Here is a 23,085-nt window from a genome sequence, read left to right as displayed (position 1 = left end):
CATGTGCTTAGAATACCAGAACACTGCCATCGATCTGCGACGCATCATACCCTTCCAAAACGATAACGATATTATCGTTCGAGGTGCCGACCCGAATGTATGTGCCGCCATTGCCAGACAGATTGGTAATCCAAAGATCCTGACCCTCGCGACCCGTTGCAGTCAGGTCCAGAATATCAACGCCCATTTCATAATCGGTGATGGTGTTCCACTGGCCTTCTTCAGCATTTGAAAAGTCGAACGTGTCGATCCCGGTGCCACCGGTTAAAGTGTTTGATCCAGCGCCACCATCGAGAAGGTCATTGCCTTTACCGCCGTCCATGGTGTCCCAGCCGCTTTCGCCGTAGAGCAGGTCATCACCGTCCCCTCCGTCAAGATCGTCGCCAAAGTCACCGCCATATAGGCTGTCTTTGCCAGCGCCGCCCTGTAATGTGTCCGCGCCCGACCCGCCATAAAGGGTGTCGCGGCCCGCACCGCCGCGCAACACGTCATTTGAGGTGCCGCCATCAAGGAAGTCGTTGCCTTTTTCGCCGCGCAGTTTGTCCTGCCCAGAGTGCCCATAAATCATGTCGTCGCCAGCGCCACCGAACAGTCGGTCTTCATCCGCGCTGTAGTTCGGAGCGTCTTCCGTAAAGCCCCAGATTATGTCGTCGCCAATCCCACCAAAAATCGTGTCATTGCCATACATTCCTGACAAGAAGTCGTCGCCGCTGCCACCAAGGATTTTGTCATTATCGTCGCGACCCCAAATGGTATCGTTTCCGGCTTTGCCATTTATGACATTATCGCCTGCTACGCCGTAAATTGAATCGTCAGCGCTGGCGCCAGTGATCTCGAACGCATCGTCAGTATCGTTGAAAACCCAACCGGTGTGGTCGACAGGTGTTCCATACATGTACTGAAGCGCCTCAACATCAAACGGGCCAAGCTCGCTAGGATATTCCGGCCAAGTCAAATTGTAGGTCATGACAGTGTTGCCGAAATTGTCTTCTTCCTCTTCCAGCGTGTTTTCGCCTTCGTGAGGGTGTTCCAGACCAAAGGCATGGCCCAATTCGTGCAGCATCGTCGTAAACCCGTAGGAGCCTTCGTCGTAGTCGCCATTGCTGTCGATAACCAAATCGCCATAGCTCACGGATGTCAGGGATGTACTTGGGTAGTTTGCCCAACCACCGTAGCCTGATCCGCTAGCGCTATAGATGTCGATCATACCGCCGGAGTCGACCTCGACCAAAATAATGCCTGCTGTAGCTTCAAAAATGTCGACAACATCATAGAAGTTGTCTTTTTGGGCTTGGGTGAAGGGCGTAAAACTGTCGGCGGCATAGGCGCCCTGATCGGGGGCTGGAACCTCGTCGGCGTTGGCGAAACTGTAGGTCACGATGACGGCAGTTTCCAGGTCGAGCGGATTGTTCCAACGCGCCCATGAATGGGTGTTGATCCCGAGCAGTGCGGTAAAGTCGCTGACTTCTGACATGTGTTAGGCCCCTAAGATGTGATTTGAGTCCTAACGTTGATATGGTTTCTATGGGGTAAGTTTTGAGCCAGTCTATGGCATCAATCTGACAAATCCCCAATTTTGGTAAACAGTGCGGATCGATTTTGGAAACAATAGGTCTAGGTTGGCCAGTTTTCCAAGATATCGACGGCTTCTTGCGCGGTCTCAACAAATCGGAACAACTTAAGATCATCAGCCGAGATGGTTCCGGCCTCTGACAACGCATCCCAATTGATGATGCTTTCCCAAAACGCGCGTCCAAACAACAAAAACGGCACGGATTGCATGCGGCCCGTTTGGATTAGTGTCAGTGCCTCAAAAGTTTCGTCTAATGTGCCAAAACCACCGGGAAAGACGGTCACTGCTTTGGCGCGCATCAGGAAATGCATTTTTCGGATGGCAAAGTAATGGAAGTTGTAACACAGCTCAGGCGTGACGTATTCATTCGGCGCCTGCTCGTGTGGTAGCACGATATTGAGGCCAATGGATTTGCCGCCCGCCTCCATGGCGCCGCGATTGCCTGCCTCCATCACACCGGGGCCGCCACCTGTAACAATTACATTGTCATGGCCGCCAGATTCGATTGATTTAAGCGTCATAAGCCGCGCAAATTCCTGCGCTTCGGCGTAATATTTGGACAAATCCGCCAGCGTTTGCGTGCGTGCTGTGTCTTTCTTGGCAGGCTCGGGGATCCGGGCCCCACCAAAAAGAACGATGGTTGAATTGATGCCAGCTGCATCTAATCCCATCTCAGGCTTGAGCAATTCCAACTGCAACCGTACAGGGCGCAACTCATCGCGGCACAAAAATTCCTCGTCCGCAAAGGCCAAGCGGTAGGCCGGGGCTCGCGTTTGCGGTGTATCGGGCGTTTGGGTCGCGGCTTCGCGATCCTGACCAGAATGACGGAAAGGGTGTTTACGTTCTTTATTCATGTCCAAAGCCCTGCTTGCATTGCGCCTTTTGCCCCTCTCGTCTATAGGCTGCGCAAAGTTAATGCCACATACGTTTTGGAGGGTTCTATGTCGAACGCACAGCTTGAGACCGCAATCGAAGCCGCATGGGATGCGCGCGACACGATCACACCAGCAACCACTGGAGAGACCCGTGAAGCCATTGAAGATACGTTGAACGCATTGGACAGCGGTACATTGCGGGTGGCTGAAAAGCAGGCATCGGGTGATTGGCATGTGAACCAGTGGGCCAAAAAGGCCGTGTTACTGGGCTTTCGTTTGAAAGATATGGAACCCCAAGAGGGCGGTCCGCAGGGCTCTACATGGTGGGACAAAGTCGACAGCAAATTCAAAGGCTGGGGCGACAATGAATGGGGTGCCGCGGGCTTCCGTGCCGTTCCAAACTGTATCGTCCGTAAGTCGGCGTTTATCGCCCCTGGTGTGGTTTTGATGCCGTCTTTTGTGAACTTGGGCGCTTATGTGGACGAAGGCACTATGGTTGATACTTGGGCCACTGTTGGGTCCTGTGCCCAGATTGGTAAAAACGTGCACCTGTCCGGTGGTGTCGGCATCGGCGGGGTTCTAGAGCCTATGCAAGCGGGCCCCACAATCATCGAAGACAATTGCTTTATTGGTGCGCGGTCCGAAGTGGTTGAAGGCTGCATCGTACGCGAAGGGTCCGTTCTTGGCATGGGGGTCTTTATCGGCCAGTCCACTAAAATTGTAGATCGTGAAACGGGCGAAGTGATGTATGGCGAAGTGCCGTCCGGTTCGGTTGTTGTGGCGGGTTCCATGCCGTCGAAAAACGGGGTGAACCTCTATTGCGCCGTGATCGTCAAAAAGGTCGACGCACAAACACGGTCCAAAACCAGCATCAACGAATTGCTGCGTGACTGATAAACCTAAAAAGAAACCCTCTCGCCAGCAGGTGTTTACCCTGTTGGTCGAGGTGGGGCGTTCGCCCGATGACGGGCTGCCGGGTGATGCAACTGGTGCCGCTTTGATGTGCTATGCTTCTGGCGTGGACGAGGCGGAGGCCGTACGCGAAACCGTGGCGATCCTCAAGCAAGCGGACCTGTCTCCCTTGGATGTCAGTGGTTACGGCACCTTGGATGAACGTTTGGCCGAGGGCCACGACATCAGCGATGAAGAGAAAGAGCTGATGCAGCGCGCACTGGATGAAAATAGCGTCATCGTTGCCCAAATGACCCCGTTCTATGACAAGGCCTAGCGCCTAGTTCGTGGAGCGGCCAAACCATTTGCGCAAAAGCGTGTCGTAGGTGCCATCTTCGCGCAAACGCAGCAAGCTTTGATTGATGGGTTCACGCAACGCGCTGCCCGTAGGCAAAATAAATCCATAGTTTTCAGACTTGAACGCGCTGCCGACCAATGTGGCTGTTCCGCGACCTTCGGTGTTGGCGTAATAAGCTAGGATCGGCGCATCAAACACCACGGCATCCAGTTGTTTGGCACCAAACGCTGCCAGCAGGCTTTCGGAGGTATCGAAGCTGGCATAATCTACCTCGCGTGCATCCAGATAACCGGCCGCAGTGGATTGCCCTATTGTGCCAACGGATCGTCCCTCTAGATCCTGAACCGAATTGATCGACCCCTCAATGGCGCTGACTGTCATCATTGCGGTGATATTGGCCACAAAGATGGACACAAAAAACAGCGAGAATATGACCAACATAACGCCCAACACGCGCCCCGCGGCGGTGCGGGGTGCACGTTCTTCAAACCCGCCGTTCACAACTAAATTTAGCGCCCACCAAAAGGCAGGAAACCCTGCTTCCTTGGCCTTAAGGTCAAAGTAACTCTGGGCTTTGCGTTCAAAACGCCACATTAGCATGCCTGCGGCCAACAATGCGGCAAAGGCCACCACGATCATCAAAAGAACATCCCGTGACCACAGGGCGCGCAGTGCGGAAGTGTTCGACAGATCCGACTGCACCATGATTTGCAGGCCCGACAAAAAGATAGGTTGCGAGAAATCAAACATCTGCTCGCGCGTGGCCGTGATCGAAATATTGGCCGCCCCAATGTCTGCCTGCGTGCTTTCAACACTGTCCAGCATGTCTGCAAACGTGGCCTCCCGTGCGATGGTCACGTCGCGTCCTAAATCCTCAGCAATCGCGCGGATCAAATCGATTGAAAACCCGCTTTCTTGCCCGTCTACCATCATTGAAAAAGGTGGACGCGTTACCGTTGAGACAGTGATATCCTGGGCAAACACCGGAAACAGGGCGGCAAAAGCCCAGGTCCAGATCATAGCAAAAAAGCCAAGTTTTAGGCGCATAAATCCCCCGATATGGCAGCGCATTACCCCAATTAGTTCAATTTTGGCAAAGATTTCAAGGCTATGCGCTATGCGGCTAGAATTCGGTTCAAAGTCATGGCCTCAAAGCCACGCAAGGACGGTGTGCTTTGCGTTGTATGGGCCTCGACATTGCAAAGCCGCGACATGGTATTTTGCGACTTCAGACCATTTTGCGCGCTGGTAGTCAGGTGCAGACTTTCCGTGAGGCAGCCATTTGCCCTGATCATGCTTTGATTGGTAAGGAAAACATGGGCGTAGCGCATCACCTTAGGACGCATTTCGATCATCGCCATGGGGCCATGGATCAAATCACGTGCCCGCACGAGGACACTTTCCTGACTGAACAAATATTCGACGTCTGGCCCGTCCAACGCGATCTTTTGATCCGCGGCCACGATTAAATCTTGGGTTAAGCCCAGATACGGCGCGCGGATCCTAATTGGCAAAGCAGCACCACGGGCAGGGCGCAGTCGCGATCCAGCCCACTGCACCTGTTGATCGGGTTGGCCGTGGCAAACAACCGTCATCCCGGGTCTAAGATCGCCCACGGTGCGCGGAGCCTTTTTGCACAAAACGGTTGTGCCCGAGGTCAATCCCAAAGGCACCCCCAAGGGTTCGACCTGATTGGAAACTGCAAAGAAGGCCAACCCATCGCAGTGCCTGCGTGTGCTTTGGGTCAGGGTCATATCGGCAAGCGCCCCCATCGGCATCGGGCGCGGAGCATCAAGATGGTTTTGATAAACAAGGCCCGTTGCAGGGACATAGACGCCCAGGTGACCCAGCCGCGACGGACCATCCCACGAATAGCTGATTTGAACGGTTCCGGCGAAATGGGCCAAAGGTGTGGGCAGAGCGTGGAGGTGGTTGTAGCGCCCCTGTTCAATATACATCCAAAACGTACCGCAAGTGGCCTTTTGAATGTTCACGCGCAAGGGCCAGTCACCACTGCATTTGTAGTCTAGAATGACGTGATCCGACGTGCTGGGCGTTAGCAAAACCTCGGCCAGAATGGTGCCTTTGGCCAGAACGCTGTCTGTTGCATTGGGTGGGCGATCGGGATTGTGCAAACCGCCCACACGAAAGGCAGGCTGTTCAAAATCGCAGAGGCCGATCCAGCTCATTCAGCGCAACCGGCCGGTTAGGCCGCTTTCGAGGCGAGTAAACGTGCCTCGAAATGGCGCAGTGTCCGGCGTGCTGCGGGGCTGTATCCTTTGCCCGTTTCAGGGTCTAATTCAGGGAAGATCTTGCAAATTTCCCGCACGACCTCGACTTCAAAGCAATTGGTTGTTTGCGGTCCCGGAAGGAAGCTCTCGGTTGTGAGTCCGCCTGAAAACACCACCTGATGTTTGTCAAAAAGCAAGTGCACATAGCGGACGTCCCCGCCGTCTATGCGTTGCACGGAGTGATCATTGATTAGATCTTTTGCCGCTACAAGAACCTCGGCTTCGCCAAAGAGGAGTTCCGCCAAAGCATCGCGGATCAAAACACGGTGCAACGGCGACACCATAAGTGTCTCATGGCGGCCAAAGGTGTTTGCGGCAATCTGTATCGGGGCGTAATCCCCTACGGCCGGAACTGTGCGCTGGCCGATCCAGCGCAGGGGTTGCGGGCCCTCATCCTTGGTCATCACCAGATCACCTTCGGCGAGGTCTTCGACAGGGGTTTGACCATCCGGCGTGGCAATAAGCGTGCCGGCCACAAAGCAAGGGATCGTATCAACAGTGACGATACCCGTATCTGTGTTACCGTTCGTATCTGCCACTTGGTAGGTAAAGTTGAAGGTGTCGGCATCACTGTCTGCTTCGACCTCGAACGTACCGTCCGCGTTCAATGTAATGCTGTCGCCCGATGCCAAAGTCACTGTACTGCCAGCCACAACGGCTTGGCCGTTGATATGAGTGACGGTCAAAGTGCCTGATCCGATGTCATTGCCCAAAACGTCGACTGTGTTTGTCCCGTTGATCAAAACTGTCGTGCTGTCGTCATCCGCGATGAGGCTGGTCTGAACGCTATTTCCAGCAATCAAAAGGCTGGAATCGTAGCTGCTGTCACCAACATCAGCGATCCCGATTTTGATCGAATTTACAGCCCCGGAGTTTACCGGAATGGTCAAGCTCATGGTGACAGTAAAGCCGTCCATTTCAGTGTTGAACTGGTCTTGGGTGTTGTCGTTATAGAGGTTGATGTTATCGACGTTGTTTACGTTGCCGACGCTGGTTGACCCGTCTCCTACGGAAAGGGGGACCAACGCGCCGTTGACCCAAACGCCTACGGCATCATTGTAAATCGAGTTGGAATATTCAGGATATTCATCCGAAGCAAAGACGAATTGCATCGTCATGAAATCGCCCGTTGGGATGAAATCCACCTCTAGAAATGCGGCATCATAGGTATTTGTGCCAACGGCGGCATTAAAGTCTGCGTTGTTGGTTTGCCCGAATGTGTTGGTTGAGGTGTTCGTATTTTGGTTTGATTGGCCAGTGGTATTGGTGAAATCCTGCGCCCGTCCAGTTGACAGGATTACGCCTGTATCGCCGGGCGTAACCCCGGGCGAGGTTGCGTCGCCATCCGTATAGATCCCTGACGATCGACTGTCGCCATTATAGGACGGCGCTGATCCAGCAGCCGTCACAATGGTCACGCCACTGCCAAAAATCTCCTGCGCCATCTCAAGTGCAGATGCGCCTGTGTCTATCGGAAGTTCCGATGCTGCAACCATTTTTCCGCCCCAACCCTAGGTCGAGACATGTGCAAACATATCCATCACGCCACTGCGCGATGTCTTAATTTGTGGGCTTTTTGATGCCCGCTCGATAGATGGACTCTGACGGTCCTTGATATGAATGCCCTGCCTCGGGTCATTGTTTTGTAAGCTCAGAGTATCGCTACAACTTTGAATTGTTAATCTTTTTTTAACAGTCTTTAAAAACTGTTGCATTTAGGGTTTGACGTTGGGTCAGCTTGAACATCAAGGGGCGGTCTGACAAACAAAGCATATGACACATACAGACCCAATTTCGTTGACAAGTGATCTTATTCGCTGCGCATCTGTGACCCCTGCAAATGAAGGCGCACTAGAAGTGCTCGAAGCGCTTCTGACGCCCGCTGGTTTCGAATGCACGCGTGTGGATCGCAACGGCATATGTAATCTTTTTGCCCGATGCGGCCCCAAGGGCGCACGCCGCAGTTTTGGCTTTAACGGCCACACCGACGTGGTGCCCATTGGCAATTTAGAGGATTGGACGCAGGATCCCTTTGGCGCGCAAATCGTCGATGGGATCATGTATGGTCGCGGCGCCACGGATATGAAAAGCGGTGTGGCCGCCTTTGCTGCGGCGGCTATTGATTTCAGCAAAGACCTGCCTGATGACGCGGCGTTGATCCTTGCCATCACTGGTGACGAAGAGGGCGACGCCCAAGACGGCACCACGGCCTTGCTCGATTGGATGGACGAGACAGGCGAAAAGATGTCGTTGTGTCTGGTCGGCGAACCAACCTGCCCCAATGAGATGGGTGAGATGATGAAGATCGGGCGCCGTGGCAGTCTGACAGCCTTTTTCACGGTCACTGGCAAGCAAGGTCATTCGGCCTACCCGCATCGTGCCAATAACCCGCTGCCTGCCATGGCGCGACTGATGGATCAGCTGGCCAGTCATAGCCTCGATGAGGGCACCGACCATTTTGACGCCTCTACCCTAGCAGTTGTGACCATAGACACCGGCAATCCCGCCACTAACGTGATCCCCGCCCAAACCAAATCGACGGTAAACATCCGGTTCAATGACATCCATTCAGGCGCATCCTTGTCCCAGTGGCTGAATGATCAGGCCGCCAGCGTTGCTGCGACTTTTGGCGTTGAAATTGATGTGCAAATCAAAGTCTCGGGCGAGGCTTTTTTGACCCCACCCGGGGAACTGTCACAAATTATCTCGGACGCGGTTATGGCGCAAACTGGCCGCCGTCCCGAGATGTCCACGACGGGTGGCACCTCGGATGCACGTTTTGTTAAAAACCACTGTCCTGTGGTTGAGTTTGGCCTTGTTGGTAAGACGATGCACCAGGTTGATGAATGCGTTCCTGTGGAACAGATTAGCCAGCTTAAGGCGATCTATGGGCAGATCCTGCAGGACTATTTTGCATGAAGCCCACATTGGTGGTGATGGTCAAAGAGCCACGTCCCGGTCGGGTCAAAACTCGGCTTGGCCGCGATATCGGAATGACAGCGGCAGCATGGTGGTTTCGACACCAAACACGGCGGGTTCTGCGCCGTTTGACCGATCCACGCTGGCACCTGATTTTGGCGGTGTCCCCAGATTATCAGGGTCTAAACAGCCGCATTTGGCCTGAAAACCTGCCCCGCGTGGCCCAAGGCAGCGGGAACCTAGGCGACCGCATGGGGCGTTTGATGCGCGGGTTGCCAAAAGGGCCGGTAGCGATAATAGGCGCTGACATTCCCGGCGTCACCCCAGTTCATATCAAAGCAGCTTTTGAAGCGCTGGGCACCCATGATGCGGTTTTTGGACCTGCGCCAGATGGCGGGTATTGGTTGGTCGGGCTCAAGCGTAGCCGCGCTGTGCCCAATTGTTTGTTTCAGGGTGTGCGTTGGTCGTCCGAATTCGCTTTGGCTGACACGAAGGCCTCCATGCCTGACCTGAACATTGCGGAAATCGCAGTTTTACAAGATATCGATACTGTCGCTGACCTGAAAACAGGCTAGATTGCTGTTAAGTTAGATCTCTAGGTCGTGAAACATGGTTCATATCCCACTCAAGTCTGAAATTCTGGAATGGATCAGTGACAATCCTACCCTGACCAGCAAACGCGATATCGCCAAGGCCTTTGGGATAAAAGGTGCAGCGCGTATCGATCTCAAACGCCTCCTGAAGGAGCTTGAGGCAGAAGGCCATCTGCGCAAACAGAAAAAAACCTATCGTGATCCTGACAAGCTACCGCCAGTGAACGTGTTGCAAATTTTGCCGCCCAATACGGACGGTGATCTGTTCGCACGTCCTTTAGAGTGGCAAGGCGACGGGCCAGAACCCGTGATACTGATGATGACGCGTGCGTCCGATCCTGCACTGGGCGAAGGCGACCGTATTTTGGGGCGTCTGACCGAAGTCAAAGACCAAGATTACGCCTATGAAGGCCGCCTGATCCGACGCATCGGAACCAATCCACGCAAGATCCTTGGCGTGTTTCGTAAAGGTGCCGAAGGTGGTCGCATTGTCCCTATCGATAAGGGGGCGGACAAAGAATGGCACGTACCTGGTGATGCTATCCATGGGGCCAAGGACGGCGAATTGGTCGAGGCTGAATCAGCGGGACCCAAAGCACGCATAGGTCTGCCCAAAGCACGGGTTATTCAGCGGCTGGGCGATCCTTCCGCCCCAAAGGCGGTCTCGCTCATTGCGATCCATCAGCATGGGATCCCTGACGATTTCCCAGACAAAGTTGTGGCTGAGGCCGACGCAATGACGCCTGCGGGGCTGGAGGGGCGCGAGGATTTGCGGGATCTGCCGCTTGTGACGATCGATCCCCATGATGCGCGCGATCATGATGATGCATGTTACGCTCACGCGGATGACGCAAAGGACAACATCGGCGGTTTTGTAATCTGGGTGGCTATTGCCGATGTGGCGCATTACGTCACCCCTGGGTCCGAATTGGACAGCGAGGCGCGTAAGCGCGGCAACTCAACCTATTTTCCTGATCGTGTGGTTCCGATGCTGCCAGACCGCTTGTCTGGGGATCTGTGTTCCTTGCATGAGGGCGTCGAGCGGGCCTGCCTTGCTGTGCGCATGCGTATTGATGCTGGTGGGGCAAAGCTGGATCACAGCTTTCACCGGGGATTGATGCGCTCGCCTGCAGCTCTGCATTACGAAGAGGTTCAAGAGGCCATTGATGGCACCCCAAATGAACGGTGTTCGGCTTTATTAGACCCTGTTTTGAAACCCCTTTATGATGCCTACGCAGCCCTGCGTCGTGCCCGCGCAGATCGACAACCATTGGAACTGGATCTGTCCGAACGGCAAATTGTTTTGGCTGAAACCGGTGAAGTCACATCAGTAAATTTCAAAGAGCGCCTTGATGCCCACAAGTTGATCGAGGAATTTATGGTCTTGGCAAATGTGGCTGCTGCCGAAACTTTGCTGGCCAAAAAACAACCTCTGTTGCTGCGGGTCCACGAAGAACCAGCCCCGGAAAAACTGGAAAGCCTGCGTGAGGTGGCGCAATCTGCCGGCCTAAATTTAGCCAAAGGCCAGGTGCTGCAAACCCGACACTTGAACCAACTTTTGACTGCCGCGCGCGAAACGGATCATGCAGAACTGATCAATATCTCGACCCTAAGGTCCATGACGCAGGCCTACTACAGCCAACAAAGTTTTGGCCACTTTGGTCTGGCGCTACGGGCCTATGCACATTTCACCTCGCCCATTCGACGCTATGCCGATTTGATCGTCCACCGTGCTTTGATCAGTGCCCATGGCTGGGGTGATGACGGCCTCAGTCCCGAAGATATTGAGATGTTGGAAAGCACGGGGCAACAAATTTCGGATACAGAACGGCGCTCTATGACTGCCGAGCGTGATACAACAGATCGGTATCTGGCGGCTTATCTCTCTGAACGCGTGGGCAGCGAATTTAGCGGGCGTATCAGTGGACTTCAACGGTTTGGAGCCTTTGTAAAGCTGGATGAAACTGGCGCGGATGGGTTGGTGCCGATTCGAAATCTGGGTCGCGAATATTTCCACTTCGACGCTGAGGTGCCCAGTCTGATGGGATCCGATACGGGGATGATGATTACTGTGGGTCAGCGCGTTTTGGTCAAATTGGCCGAGGCCACACCAGTGACAGGTGGGCTGATGTTGGATTTGATTAGCATCGAAGACAAAGAGATGCCTAAAGGCCGTAGTCGGTCAGGTGGACGTCCCCCCAAACGCAAACTGGGCAGTGCCAAACGCAAGGCTGCTAAAACCAAACGCAAAGTCAGCCGAACACGGCGCTAAGCACGGGGCAGATCTAAGGATTGGTCAAAATCCGCTCACTTACGCAGCAATCGGGAAATTGATCTGATTTTCCCCTCACAATGACGCAGATTGCTTCCAGAATAGAAACAATCCAGTTAATGGTATGGTAGCGGTATGCAGGTTCGACGCAGTATGTTCAAAGTCTCTCTGGCCCTTGGCCTTGTTTTAGCGTTTGGCGCGACAGCCAGCGGTGCAAATGCCCCGGCACAATCAATGCGGCCCATGGCGCGCAGTGTTGAGCCCGTTCAGGCCAGCTTTGTGGTGCCCACGTTGCGCACCTCTTTGCGGCCTCAGGCCCGGCCAGCGCGCGCGCCGCAACTATCACCCCAATCACAGGAACAGGCTCAGGTGCAAACGGTCCAAGCCTCTGCGGCGGATGCAGGTTTTCAACGTTGGATTTCGGGTTTCAAACGCCGTGCCAGCGCACAAGGGATCTCACAAACGACTCTAGACGACGCATTTCGCAATGTGCGATATAATGCAGGGGTGATTAAAAAGGATCGCAACCAGTCCGAATTTACCAAGCAAATTTGGGACTATCTGGACAGCGCTGCCAGCCCGACACGGGTTAAGAACGGCAAAGCCGCTTTGCGTAAATATGGCCGCGTGCTGCAAGAAATTGAAAACCGTTATGGCGTCGAAAAAGAAGTCGTTGCGGCCGTGTGGGGGCTAGAAAGTGCATATGGTGCCCACCGCGGCGATACGCCGTTAATCGAAGCCGTATCGACTTTGGCCTATGATGGACGGCGCGGAAAGTTCTTTGAAGCGCAATTGGTGGCCGCCTTGAAGATCATCCAAAACGGCGATGTCAGCGCACGCAATATGACCGGTTCATGGGCTGGCGCTATGGGCCATACACAGTTTATCCCGACGTCTTATGAAGCCTTCGCCGTTGATTTTCGCGGCGATGGAAAGCGCGATATTTGGTCCGACGATCCAACAGACGCTCTGGCCTCTACGGCGGCGTATCTGGCGAAATCTGGTTGGCGCAAGGGTATGCCGTGGGGCGTGGAAGTGCGCCTTCCTAGGGGGTTCGACTATTCTTCTGCGCGCCGCAACAATCGGCAATTGCCTAGTGCGTGGGCAAAACAAGGCGTTGTAGACGTGCAGGGCCGGGCTGTGCGTGATTTTGGGTCAGCGTCGATCTTGCTGCCTGCCGGTGCCCAAGGTGCAGCGTTCATGATCTTTTCAAACTTTGCCGCGATCGAGAAATATAACAAAGCGGACGCCTACGTCATTGGGGTAGGACATTTGTCGGATCGCCTCAAAGGTGGCCCCGAAATTCAGGCAAGTTGGCCGCGTGGTTATAAACCTCTGTCATTCAAGGACAAACAACGGATGCAACGGATCCTGACCCGCAAGGGTTTTGACACAGATGGTGTAGACGGGATCATCGGCCCCAACACGATCAATGCAATCCGCGCCTTCCAAAAATCGCGTGGTGTGACACCGGATGGGTTCCCGTCTGAGGCCTTGATGAAATTACTAAGAGGGTAATTCGGCGGTCTCAGTCCTTGGAGTGGCGGATGCCTGCATTGGGGATTTCTAAACAAAGAAAAATTAAGTGCGCCTTGTCGCGCAAACAATGGGAAAGGTCGTGCACCTTTACCTCGCTTACACCAAGTTCAGAGAGTTTCGAATTTTTGAGAGCTTTCGCTGCGTGATTTCCGAATGTCTTTTCACGTCTGACAGTCCGTTTGGGTCAATGGTGTGACGAACATGTCAAAGGCATTTGATGTTCCACAAACTGGGTTTCCTCGCCGTTAGGGATCGTCGGCGTTCGTGCTGGAGGCCGTTCCCCGATAATCATCCAACTGCTGCAATTTGGGGCGCTTTGCTGAAAACGTTCAGGTCTCTTGGATGCATAGCGCGGGTTTGAGTGATTTTGTTGAGGACGGGAATGTCCTTTTGAATAAGTGAGAGTTGGGGGCGCTGTCCCATACCTGGGGTCAAGCGGTGGCGGATCAATCCCACTGGGTGCGTGCGCAGGGTCAGGCGCATGGCGACGTAATCTTCAACCACCTCTTCGCCTTCGGTCATTGCGGGCAGGTTGGCGGCGGGTTCGACAATCCCTTCACCGTCTAGATCATGGGCAAACAAAGGTAGGGGCTTGTCCCCGGCTAAGGCCTTGGCGTCCCAAAGGGCCTGTCGTCGTGTGAGGCCAATACTAAAAAAGGCATCAGCCTCGGCCAGCAGAGTAATCAGTTTCGGTGCCATGCCCGAACGCCGCCAGACGTCTTCTACGCTGAGGTAGCCATTGTTGCGAGCAGTGGTTAGCCATGTCACATCATCCTCGGGCAAGCCTTTGATCTGGCGCATACCAAGGCGCACGGCGAGGCCGCCATTTCCATCAGGCTCCATCACATTGTCCCAAAAGCTGTGGTTGATGCAGACCGGGCGTACCTCGACCCCGTGTTCGCGAGCGTCGCGCACGATCTGGGCAGGGGCGTAAAATCCCATGGGTTGGGAGTTGAGCAAAGCGCAGGCAAAGATGCCGGGGTGGTGGCATTTCAACCATGCGCTGGCATAGACAAGCAGGGCAAAACTGGCGGCATGGCTTTCGGGAAAGCCGTAGCTGCCGAACCCTTCGATCTGGGAAAAGCAGCGCTGGGCGAACTCATCCTCATACCCGTTGGCCTTCATTCCTTGTAGGAAGCGGCGTTTGTGTTCTGTGACATTGCCGTGCTTTTTGAACGTTGCCAGTGCACGGCGTAGCCGGTCGGCCTCGGACGGATCAAAGCCTGCGCCAACGATGGCGATTTGCATGGCTTGTTCTTGGAACAAGGGCACGCCGAGGGTTTTACCCAGCACCCGCCCCAGTTCATCTGAGGGGAATGTGACCACCTCTTCACCATTGCGGCGCCGGATATAGGGGTGAACCATATCGCCTTGGATCGGGCCAGGTCGCACGATGGCGGTTTCGATCACCAGATCATAAAAACAGCGCGGGCGCATGCGCGGCAGGAAGTTCATCTGTGCACGGCTTTCGACCTGAAAGACGCCCAGACTGTCGGCTTTACACAGCATGTCATAGACGACCGGATCTTCTGGGGGGAGGGTGGCCAGATCGTAATAGGTGCCGTGGTGCTGTTCGATCAGATCAAAGGACTTACGGATACAGCTGAGCATGCCAAGCGATAGCACATCGACTTTGAGGATGCCGAGTGTATCGATGTCATCCTTGTCCCAACAGATCACCGTACGGTCTTCCATTGTGGCGTTCTCGATGGGGACCAGTTCGTCCAATCGTCCCTGAGTGATGATAAAGCCACCCACGTGTTGCGAGAGGTGACGGGGGAAGCCGATGACCTCGTAGATCAGTTCCATTGTCTGGCGCAGGGCCTTATCATTTGGGTCGAGGCCGATTTCGCGCATGCGTTCGGCCTCGAGACCCTTCGAGCTAAAAAACCCCCACAGTTGTGAGGACATGGCAGACAGCGTGTCTTGGCTAAGGCCCATGGCGCGGCCCACTTCGCGAATGGCACGTTTGCCGCGATAGTGGATCACTGTGGCGCAGAGGCCAGCGCGGTGACGACCGTATTGTTTGTAGATGTGCTGGATGACTTCTTCGCGTCGTTCGTGTTCGAAATCGACGTCGATGTCTGGTGGTTCGTTACGGGCCTCAGAGACAAAACGCTCAAACACCATAGTGCCCACTTCGGGACTGACGGAAGTGACGCCAAGGCAATAGCATACTACGGAATTGGCGGCGGATCCGCGCCCTTGGCATAGGATTTCGCGCGAGCGGGCGAAGTGGACGATATCGCGCACAGTTAAAAAATAGGGTTCATATTTTAGTTTGGCGATCAGGGTCAGTTCGTGTTCCAGCATCTTGACCACTTTATCTGGCGGTCCTGCGGGGTAGCGCCAATGCAGCCCTTCATGGGCGAGACGCGACAGGCGCTGGCTGGCGGTTTCCGCGCCAGTGACTTCTGATGGGTATTCATAGCGCAGCTCGTCCAGGCTGAAGGTGCAACGATCCAGAAGGGTCGCGATATTTGCCAATGCCTCTGGGTAGTTTTTGAAGATGTGGCGCAGTTCAGAAGGGCTGCGCAATCGTTCCTCTGCATTGGTTAGGGCGGTTGATCCGAGGTCCTGAACTTTACAGCCCAAGCGGATCGCTGCCAGTACATCTGTCAGCTTGCGCCGCTTGCCATGATGCATTTTTGGGCTGGCGCTGGCGATTGTGGGGATATTGAGGTGAGTGGATATTTCGGTAATTTTGGCAAATCGTTTTGCGTCTTGCCCTGTGTAGCTGGGGGCCATGAGCAGGGAAGTGTTTTGACCAAAGCGGCGCGTCACCTGTTGTGCAAATTGCCCCCATCCGCCCGCGCCGGAGTGCTGCTGGCCCGCGTGTGGCGGGTGGATCAACAGCATCAGGTTCGCACCATGCTCTAGCAGATCAGCGGTATGCAGGAGGCAATGGCCCTTGTCGGCACGCAAGCGACCTGCGGACAAGATACGGCACAGCCCGCCCCACCCTTTACGGTTCAAAGGGAGTGCGGTGATCTGCCAGCCAGCCTCAAAGACAAGGCGCGCAGCAGGCAGCAGGCGTGGCGTGTTGTAAATCGCAGCGGAGCTATGGCCCTGCAGATGCGATGGTTTTGGGGGCCCGATCAATCCAGTGCTTGCGTCAAAATCACGACGCTTTTGCACAAACCGTGTCACCTCACGGCAATGGGCATGGGCGCGGACAATACCAGCAACCGAGTTTTCATCGGCAATGGTCAGGGCCTCTAGGCCTAAAAGGGCGGCCCGTTCAACATATTCCTCGGGGTGGGAGCCGCCCATGAGGAAGCTGAAATTTGAGGTGATATTCAGTTCTGCGAATCTCATACCCCAGTATGTTCACATTTTGTTCTCATTTTATAGAGGCGTTGTGCCGCGCCTTAAACGCGGTCCAGCCGGATCATTAAATAGCGATTGTACATACAGAAATTTTCAGCAGACCGGGTTTGTTGGTTCAGGCGTTGATCCAGTTTGACCCGTTTACGTTCTGATATCAGCGCGCGGATCACTTTGTTCAAAGTCCAGCGCAGTTTTGGTCGTTTGGCGGAAAGTTCGTCATCAATCCGGCCAATCCCATAGCCAAACACGTTAAACAATGCTTGCTCCAGCTCGACCGAGCCTGCCACCGCTTTTGTGATATCTTCTTCAGAGGTGATGCGCAGAGGCTGCTCGGCCAAGAGATCCCGAAACAGGGTTTCACGATGCCCGCCGCCCACGGTCGCGGCTTTGGGTTGGATTTTATAGGCAGGGGTGCGGAAGCAGTCACTGACGATGATCTGGCCCTTGGGGGTCAACATTGTCAGACACTTAGGCAAGCCATCTTTTAGAGGGATATATTGGAACGACTCCGAGAAAAGACACAGATCGAAGGGTTTGCTGTGTTCAAAGTCTTCGAACATCATTTGATGCACGCGGGCTTTGGGGGCATTTGTGCGACACCGCTCTGCGAGAAAATCAGAGGGCACAACAATCTCGACCTCATGCCCCAGCGCCAGTAGTTTTGCGGCAGTCTCACCTGCGCCACCACCGATATCAAGGATGCGGCAAGGCGTGGTTGGCAGCAGTTCAAACAGCTTTTCCGTATAACGATCTTGGGCCGTGCGCAGATTGCCTGCCGTCACTTCAAGATCCGTCCATAGCCCATAGTGCAGGTTCTCTGCACCAGTGACCCATTTGGTAAAGGCCAGACCAATGTCCAGTCCAATTGCCTGCGTATTCAGCTTTTGTTTTGCCATAACTAGCCCTTAGCCCATGGGTTCCATCAAGGAAAGCCTTTAGCGCAGGGCCTGCTTGCCGTCACAGTCTTGGCCGCGCATACAGGCGGTGACTTGTGCGATCATCGCGGGTGTCGGATCGGCGAAAGCCACGCCCCCGCAGGGATTGATCGAAAGCGAATAGACGCCGTCCTCAGCGCGCAAAAAGGCGATAGTATCGCGGCCTGACGTCATGGCCGCGCACCACGGGCCGAGGCACTTAACGTTCAAAACCAAGTCTGTGGCAAACCTGTTCTGAAACCCATCCATGGACAGAGATTTTCCAAGAAATCTAGCTGGGATTGGCGTGTTTGGCGTGGTTAAATTAGGGTTGTGTTGGGGCGGCTTTGGCAACGCGCCCTCGTCAAAATGGAACGTCCCATGGACCACAACATAGCGTTCTGGGGCTGCCGCAAATCGTTGAAAGCTGGTAGCGATATCAGTGGCCAAGCAACTGAGCGCGTGGAGCGGACCGGCCGCAAAAAGAGCGATCAGGAACACGAACGCCCTCATAAATACCCCTCAAATTCAGCGAAAACTGCCGAATAGACATCCTGTTTGAACGGGACGATTTTTTGCAGAAGCTCGTCTTTGCCCATCCACGTCCATTTGGAAAACTCAGGATGTTCGGTTTCGATATTGATATCCGCGTCTTGGCCCAAAAACCGAAACAAGAACCATTTTTGTTCCTGCCCGCGATATTTGCCCTTCCAAAGCTTGGGCACCAATTCATGGGGCAGATCATAGGGAAGCCAGCCATCAGACTGGCCCAAAATTTCAACAAGATCTGAGGTGACGCCAGTTTCTTCTTCCAACTCGCGCAGGGCGGCAACCTCAGGATCTTCGCCGGGATCAATGCCACCCTGAGGCATTTGCCAAGCATCCATATAGCGATCCAACCGTTGGGCCGCGAAAATCTGGTTGTGTTGGTTGATCAAAACCATTCCGACATTAGGCCGGTAGGGCAGTTGCGCTATCTCTTCGGGCGTCATGCGGCGACTTTCGTGTCATAGAATAGAAAAAGGGCAGACACTTTGGCCTGCCCTAAGTCGGTTTAGTCTGCTGAAGGCGAAAGCGCCGACAGGCCTTTGAGGATATCGATGGCATAGGCCAATTGATAATCATCGTCACGCAATTGAGCAGCCTCTTCGGCGCGGGCACGATCCTCTTCGATCTGCCGAATTTCGTCCTCGGACAGGCTATCGTTGTTCAGACTGCCTCGTAGATCAGCTTCGGTGCGTGTTGGACGCGCTGTATCCTCGTCTTCGTCCTCTTCGACCACGCGGCGTGGCTGTTCAACGATGATGTCAGGCGAGACACCCAAAGCCTGAATAGAACGCCCTGAAGGGGTGTAATAGCGCGCGGTGGTCAGACGCATCGCACCGTCACCGCGCAATGGCATGACTGTCTGAACCGATCCTTTCCCAAAGGATTTTGTGCCGATCACAATCGCCCGACGATGATCTTGCAATGCACCGGCAACGATCTCGGATGCCGAGGCAGAGCCGCCATTAATCAATACAACAATCGGTTTGCCTTGTGCCAAATCACCCGGCTGTGCATTAAACCGGTCCCCATCCTGAATATTGCGGCCACGGGTTGACACGATTTCACCCTTTTCAAGGAAGGCATCGGACACACGAATAGCTTGCGACAGCAAACCACCCGGGTTGTTGCGCAGATCTACGATCACACCGTTGATTTTGTCGATGCCGCCGGCCTCTTCGATTTGTTTGGCCAAACCATCACGCAGGTTGGGGAAGGTCTGATCGTTAAAAGTCGTCACACGCAACACAACGCTTTCGGCTTCTGTGCGGGTGCGGACAGCGGTCAATTTGATGATGTCGCGCACAATCGAGACATCAAACGGTTCGGGCGCATCTTCACGCACAACAGTGATGATAATCTCGGATCCAACAACGCCGCGCATCATATCAACGGCTTCGTCCAAAGTCAGACCCAGAACACTTTCGCCATCCACATGCGTGATGAAATCACCCGCCTCGATACCCGCAGCATCGGCTGGGGTCCCATCAATTGGCGAGACAACTTTTACAAAACCCTCTTCTTGGGTCACTTCGATCCCAAGGCCGCCAAATTCGCCACGGGTCTGGACCTGCATGGCTTCTGCATCATCGGGGGGCAAGTAGCTGGAGTGCGGATCAAGCGAGGTTAGCATGCCATTGATGGCCGCTTCGATCAAATCGCCTTCATCGACTTCTTCGACATATTGTGCGCGGATGCGTTCAAAAATGTCACCAAACAGATCAAGCTGCTCATAAACGCTGGATTTCTGAGCGTTCTCTTGCGCCACCAATGGGCCTGCGATCTGGGTTGTCACAATCACACTGGCCAAGGTGCCTCCCAGTGCTGCCATCACAAATTTCTTCATAGCGTTGTCATTCCTTTGTCAGGTCGAACCATTGTGCCGGATCACTGGGCGTTGGTCCACGTCTCAGTTCAATATAGAGGGTTTCTGTCCGGCGTCTTGGGTCAATTCGCGCACTCGCCGTCAAATTACCGTCAAGTGGCAGGGTTGTACCGCCCATCAGTCCAACAGGCGTGCCTTTTGGCAGCACATCGCCGATCGCCCCAAAGGCCTGCTGCATGCCTGCAAGGATCAGCAACGTATCATTGGCTGGTTCCAAAATAACGACGGTGCCGTAGTCCAGCAAAGGTCCTTGATAGCGCAGCGTTGCAGCCACCGGGCTGGTCACCATGGCTGCGGGGGCTGTGGCTACGATCCAGCCGGGGCGTTTGATGCCAGCTGCATCGGCCTCTTCAAAACTACGCAAGACAGCACCGTCCACAGGCAAGGGAAGCTGCCCTTGCAAACCGTCAAATTCAGGCAATGTGCCACTTTCGTTGGCGTCGATGAGGCCTGTTGCAAAGGCCCCCAGTGTTTCGGTCGAGCTGATCAGAAGCGCGGTTTGGACAGGGTCCTCGGTAAATCGTTTGGGCAGATCTGTGCGGTTGGCAATTGCATCTGACAAAGCAGTACGCGCGATTTGGACTTTGCTGAGGGCCTCTTTCAGTTGCTCTGTGGCATCTGATTGAAGCTGCCGCAGAACGCTGACTTCATCCAGTTGCGCCTTCAATACATTCGCCTCGGCTCGCAAAGATGGGGCAAGTTCCCCAACCAACATACCAGCGCGGGCTGTGCCCAATGCGCCTGCGGGATGCATCAGACTAAGCGGACCACTGGCGCGGCCAATGCGCTGCATGCTGGCCAAGAGCCGCTGCAATTCAAGGTCCTTTTCAGCAAATGTCGCTTCAATCGCTTGCTCGCGCAGCGCTGCATGACGCAATCCATCGCGCATAGCCGCCAGCCCGTCTTCAAAAGCGTGTACGGTTTCGGTCAAGGCCGTAACACGATCTTTGGCCGATTGTGCAGCGTCCAAAGCGACCACCGCCGCCTCCAGTTGCTGCGAGGCCAAACGAGCATCTTGCGACGGATCAGATTGTGCCGACGCAAAACCTGCCCAACATATCAACGAAAAGGCCGCAAATATCCTCACGCGATCAGGTTCTTTCCGGTCATTTCGTCAGGTTTTTTGATACCCATCAGGTGCAACAGAGTCGGGGCAAGATCTGCCAAACGCCCATTGTTCAATTGCACGCCATCAGGACCACCAACCAAGGCAACAGGCACGGGATTGAGCGTATGGGCCGTATGGGGGCCACCAGTTTCAGGATCGATCATCATTTCGCAATTGCCGTGATCCGCTGTTAGGATCATCGCCCCACCAGCGGCCTTTAGGGCCTCCATAACCTGCGCTAAACCGGTATCAACAGCCTCGCAGGCCGCAATAGCGGCATCCAAATCGCCCGTATGACCCACCATGTCGGGATTGGCGAAGTTGGTTACAATCAGATCATACCCGGCCTCAATCGCATCGACAAAGGCCTCGGTTACTTCTGCTGACGACATCTCGGGCTGCAAATCATAGGTCGCGACATTGGGGGATTTTGGCATTTTGCGATCTTCACCACGTTCGGGTGTTTCCTGCCCACCGTTCAAAAAGAAGGTCACATGGGGATACTTTTCGGTTTCCGCCAATCGGAATTGCCGCCGCCCCTGCTGTGCCACCCACGCACCCAGCGTGTTGACAATTTCCTGTTTCGGATAGGCCGTTGTCATAAAGCCGTTGTGTGTGTCCGAGTATGGCACCATGCCCAGTAATCCCGCCCATTTTGGCCGCGTGCCTGTCTCAAACTCGGCAAAATCTGGTGCGCCAATGGCCAACAGGATCTCGCGGGCCCTGTCAGACCGGAAATTGAGGCAAAAGAAACCGTCGCCATCTTTGGCCCCTGTATAGTCGCCGATCACAGTGGCTGAGATGAACTCGTCGGTTTTGTCAGCGGCGTAGGCTGCATCAATGGTTGCGGCTGCGCTGTCGGCCTGCGGACCTTGACCCTTGATCATTGCATCATAAGCGGTGCTGACACGGTCCCACCTGTTGTCGCGGTCCATGGCAAAATAGCGACCGGTGACTGTGCCGATCGTGACGCCCGCGGGCAGGCTGGCATTGAGTTGTTCAAAATAAGTGTGGGCCGACGAGGGCGCCACATCACGGCCATCGGAAATGGCGTGCAACACAACGGGGACACCGGCATCGACAAGGGTCTGACACGCAGCAACCACGTGGGTGATATGCCCATGCACACCACCATCCGAGATTACACCCATCAAATGCGCCGTCCCACCACTGGATTTCAGCATGTCAGCAAAGTCCACAATTCGCGGGTTGGTGGCAAAACTGCCGTCTTCAATGGCCAGATCAATCTGGCCCAAGTCCATCGCAACCACGCGTCCAGCCCCAATATTGGTATGGCCCACCTCGGAATTGCCCATTTGCCCCTTGGGCAGTCCAACATCGGGACCATGAGTGATCAGTGTCGCATTTGGGCATTGGGCCATAATGGCGTCATAGGTTGGCGTCCGCGCCAAAGCTGGGGCATTGCCTAGGCGCTGATCGCTCAGACCCCAGCCATCAAGGATGCAAAGGACAACCGGTTTGGGGGCCTTGGTCATGGAATTTCCTGTGTGTTCAAGCGCGATGATATGGACTGCCTGCCAAAATAGACGCCGCGCGATAAAGCTGCTCAGCTAGCATAACGCGAACCATCATATGGGGCCAGACCATGGTCCCGAAAGACAGGCTAAAATCCGCAGTTTGTCTGAATGCGGGGTCAATGCCGTCCGCGCCACCAATAACAAACGCCACGTCGGCCCGGCCGCCATCGCGCCATTTGGCAAGGTTTTGGGAAAATTGGGGCGAGGTCAGCGTCTTGCCGCGTTCATCCAAAGTGCAGATTAACGCGCCTTTGGGAATGGCCCGCTGCAACAACACCGCTTCGGCCTGCATCCCAAGGTTCTTTTTGTCTTCGACCTCGATCACCTTGGCCGGGCCCAGGGCAAGGGCACGTCCCGTACGATCAAACCGTGTCAGATAGTCTTGGATGAGTGTTGCCTCAGGGCCGCCGCGCAGACGGCCCACAGCGCAGATGTGTACCCGCATTGAGGGTG

General features: G+C 54.7%; 19 protein-coding genes. 6 read left to right on the top strand and 13 right to left on the bottom strand.

What is annotated here, in order from left to right:
• Positions 1 to 7 precede the first annotated feature (7 nt).
• Positions 8 to 1,474 carry a zinc-dependent metalloprotease family protein gene (locus tag ACIRQ6_RS16150; RefSeq protein ID WP_420861629.1) on the bottom strand — a complete coding sequence of 489 codons (1,467 nt, stop codon included), beginning with the start codon at positions 1,472 to 1,474 and terminating at the stop codon, positions 8 to 10.
• Between the two features lie 140 nt (positions 1,475 to 1,614).
• Positions 1,615 to 2,427: a TIGR00730 family Rossman fold protein gene (locus tag ACIRQ6_RS16145; protein WP_420861628.1), complete on the bottom strand. Its 813-nt coding sequence runs from the start codon at positions 2,425 to 2,427 to the stop codon at positions 1,615 to 1,617.
• Positions 2,428 to 2,514: 87 nt separating this feature from the next.
• On the opposite strand from ACIRQ6_RS16145, the gene dapD reads away from it, so the two are divergent.
• Positions 2,515 to 3,342: a 2,3,4,5-tetrahydropyridine-2,6-dicarboxylate N-succinyltransferase gene (dapD, locus tag ACIRQ6_RS16140; RefSeq protein ID WP_420861627.1), complete on the top strand. Its 828-nt coding sequence runs from the start codon at positions 2,515 to 2,517 to the stop codon at positions 3,340 to 3,342.
• Complete coding sequence (locus ACIRQ6_RS16135; protein ID WP_420861626.1) at positions 3,335 to 3,676, top strand: hypothetical protein; 342 nt, start codon at positions 3,335 to 3,337, stop codon at positions 3,674 to 3,676. The genes dapD and ACIRQ6_RS16135 overlap by 8 nt, the downstream gene beginning before the upstream one ends.
• A 3-nt stretch (positions 3,677 to 3,679) precedes the next feature.
• Here the strand turns inward: ACIRQ6_RS16135 and ACIRQ6_RS16130 are convergent, their stop codons facing one another.
• Genes ACIRQ6_RS16130 through ACIRQ6_RS16120 form a run of 3 tightly spaced genes read right to left on the bottom strand, consistent with a single transcriptional unit; the run spans position 3,680 to position 7,484 of the window.
• Positions 3,680 to 4,768, bottom strand: coding sequence for a transporter substrate-binding domain-containing protein (locus tag ACIRQ6_RS16130; RefSeq protein ID WP_420861625.1), 1,089 nt, complete (start codon positions 4,766 to 4,768; stop codon positions 3,680 to 3,682).
• 44 nt (positions 4,769 to 4,812) lie between these two features.
• Positions 4,813 to 5,886 carry a Hint domain-containing protein gene (locus tag ACIRQ6_RS16125; protein ID WP_420861624.1) on the bottom strand — a complete coding sequence of 358 codons (1,074 nt, stop codon included), beginning with the start codon at positions 5,884 to 5,886 and terminating at the stop codon, positions 4,813 to 4,815.
• Positions 5,887 to 5,903: 17 nt separating this feature from the next.
• Positions 5,904 to 7,484 (bottom strand): Hint domain-containing protein, encoded by a 1,581-nt coding sequence (locus ACIRQ6_RS16120; protein WP_420861623.1) that lies wholly within the window; start codon positions 7,482 to 7,484, stop codon positions 5,904 to 5,906.
• A 277-nt stretch (positions 7,485 to 7,761) separates the two neighbouring features.
• Between ACIRQ6_RS16120 and dapE the strand changes: the two genes are divergently transcribed.
• From dapE to ACIRQ6_RS16100, 4 genes are all read left to right on the top strand, one after another.
• Entirely contained in the window at positions 7,762 to 8,907 is a 1,146-nt protein-coding gene (gene dapE, locus ACIRQ6_RS16115; protein WP_420861622.1) for a succinyl-diaminopimelate desuccinylase, read from the top strand.
• Entirely contained in the window at positions 8,904 to 9,482 is a 579-nt protein-coding gene (locus ACIRQ6_RS16110; protein WP_420861621.1) for a TIGR04282 family arsenosugar biosynthesis glycosyltransferase, read from the top strand. Before dapE ends, ACIRQ6_RS16110 begins: the two co-directional genes overlap by 4 nt.
• Before the next feature lie 34 nt (positions 9,483 to 9,516).
• Complete coding sequence (rnr, locus tag ACIRQ6_RS16105) at positions 9,517 to 11,772, top strand: ribonuclease R (protein ID WP_420861620.1); 2,256 nt, start codon at positions 9,517 to 9,519, stop codon at positions 11,770 to 11,772.
• Positions 11,773 to 11,907: 135 nt separating this feature from the next.
• On the top strand, positions 11,908 to 13,290 hold the full coding sequence (locus ACIRQ6_RS16100; protein ID WP_420861619.1) for a lytic murein transglycosylase: 1,383 nt from the start codon (positions 11,908 to 11,910) through the stop codon (positions 13,288 to 13,290).
• A 309-nt stretch (positions 13,291 to 13,599) separates the two neighbouring features.
• On the opposite strand, the gene ACIRQ6_RS16095 is transcribed toward ACIRQ6_RS16100, so the two are convergent.
• From ACIRQ6_RS16095 to rlmH, 8 genes are all read right to left on the bottom strand, one after another.
• Positions 13,600 to 16,629: an error-prone DNA polymerase gene (locus ACIRQ6_RS16095; RefSeq protein WP_420861618.1), complete on the bottom strand. Its 3,030-nt coding sequence runs from the start codon at positions 16,627 to 16,629 to the stop codon at positions 13,600 to 13,602.
• Positions 16,630 to 16,682: 53 nt separating this feature from the next.
• Positions 16,683 to 17,537 carry a class I SAM-dependent methyltransferase gene (locus tag ACIRQ6_RS16090; RefSeq protein WP_420861617.1) on the bottom strand — a complete coding sequence of 285 codons (855 nt, stop codon included), beginning with the start codon at positions 17,535 to 17,537 and terminating at the stop codon, positions 16,683 to 16,685.
• Between the two features lie 39 nt (positions 17,538 to 17,576).
• On the bottom strand, positions 17,577 to 18,068 hold the full coding sequence (locus ACIRQ6_RS16085; protein ID WP_420861616.1) for a hypothetical protein: 492 nt from the start codon (positions 18,066 to 18,068) through the stop codon (positions 17,577 to 17,579).
• On the bottom strand, positions 18,065 to 18,547 hold the full coding sequence (locus ACIRQ6_RS16080) for an RNA pyrophosphohydrolase (protein WP_420861615.1): 483 nt from the start codon (positions 18,545 to 18,547) through the stop codon (positions 18,065 to 18,067). Before ACIRQ6_RS16080 ends, ACIRQ6_RS16085 begins: the two co-directional genes overlap by 4 nt.
• Positions 18,548 to 18,609: 62 nt before the next feature.
• Entirely contained in the window at positions 18,610 to 19,947 is a 1,338-nt protein-coding gene (locus ACIRQ6_RS16075) for a S41 family peptidase (protein ID WP_420861614.1), read from the bottom strand.
• Positions 19,948 to 19,954: 7 nt separating this feature from the next.
• Positions 19,955 to 21,073 carry a murein hydrolase activator EnvC family protein gene (locus ACIRQ6_RS16070; protein WP_420861613.1) on the bottom strand — a complete coding sequence of 373 codons (1,119 nt, stop codon included), beginning with the start codon at positions 21,071 to 21,073 and terminating at the stop codon, positions 19,955 to 19,957.
• Entirely contained in the window at positions 21,070 to 22,590 is a 1,521-nt protein-coding gene (gene gpmI, locus ACIRQ6_RS16065; RefSeq protein ID WP_420861612.1) for a 2,3-bisphosphoglycerate-independent phosphoglycerate mutase, read from the bottom strand. Before gpmI ends, ACIRQ6_RS16070 begins: the two co-directional genes overlap by 4 nt.
• A 16-nt stretch (positions 22,591 to 22,606) precedes the next feature.
• Positions 22,607 to 23,077, bottom strand: a complete 471-nt coding sequence (rlmH, locus tag ACIRQ6_RS16060) for a 23S rRNA (pseudouridine(1915)-N(3))-methyltransferase RlmH (RefSeq protein WP_420861611.1) — start codon at positions 23,075 to 23,077, stop codon at positions 22,607 to 22,609.
• Positions 23,078 to 23,085: the final 8 nt, after the last annotated feature.

The organism is Algirhabdus cladophorae (assembly GCF_044772865.1).
Lineage (GTDB): Bacteria > Pseudomonadota > Alphaproteobacteria > Rhodobacterales > Rhodobacteraceae > Algirhabdus > Algirhabdus cladophorae.
The sequence above is the reverse complement of the archived record's forward strand: the minus strand, read 5'-3'. Positions and strand labels throughout refer to the sequence as shown.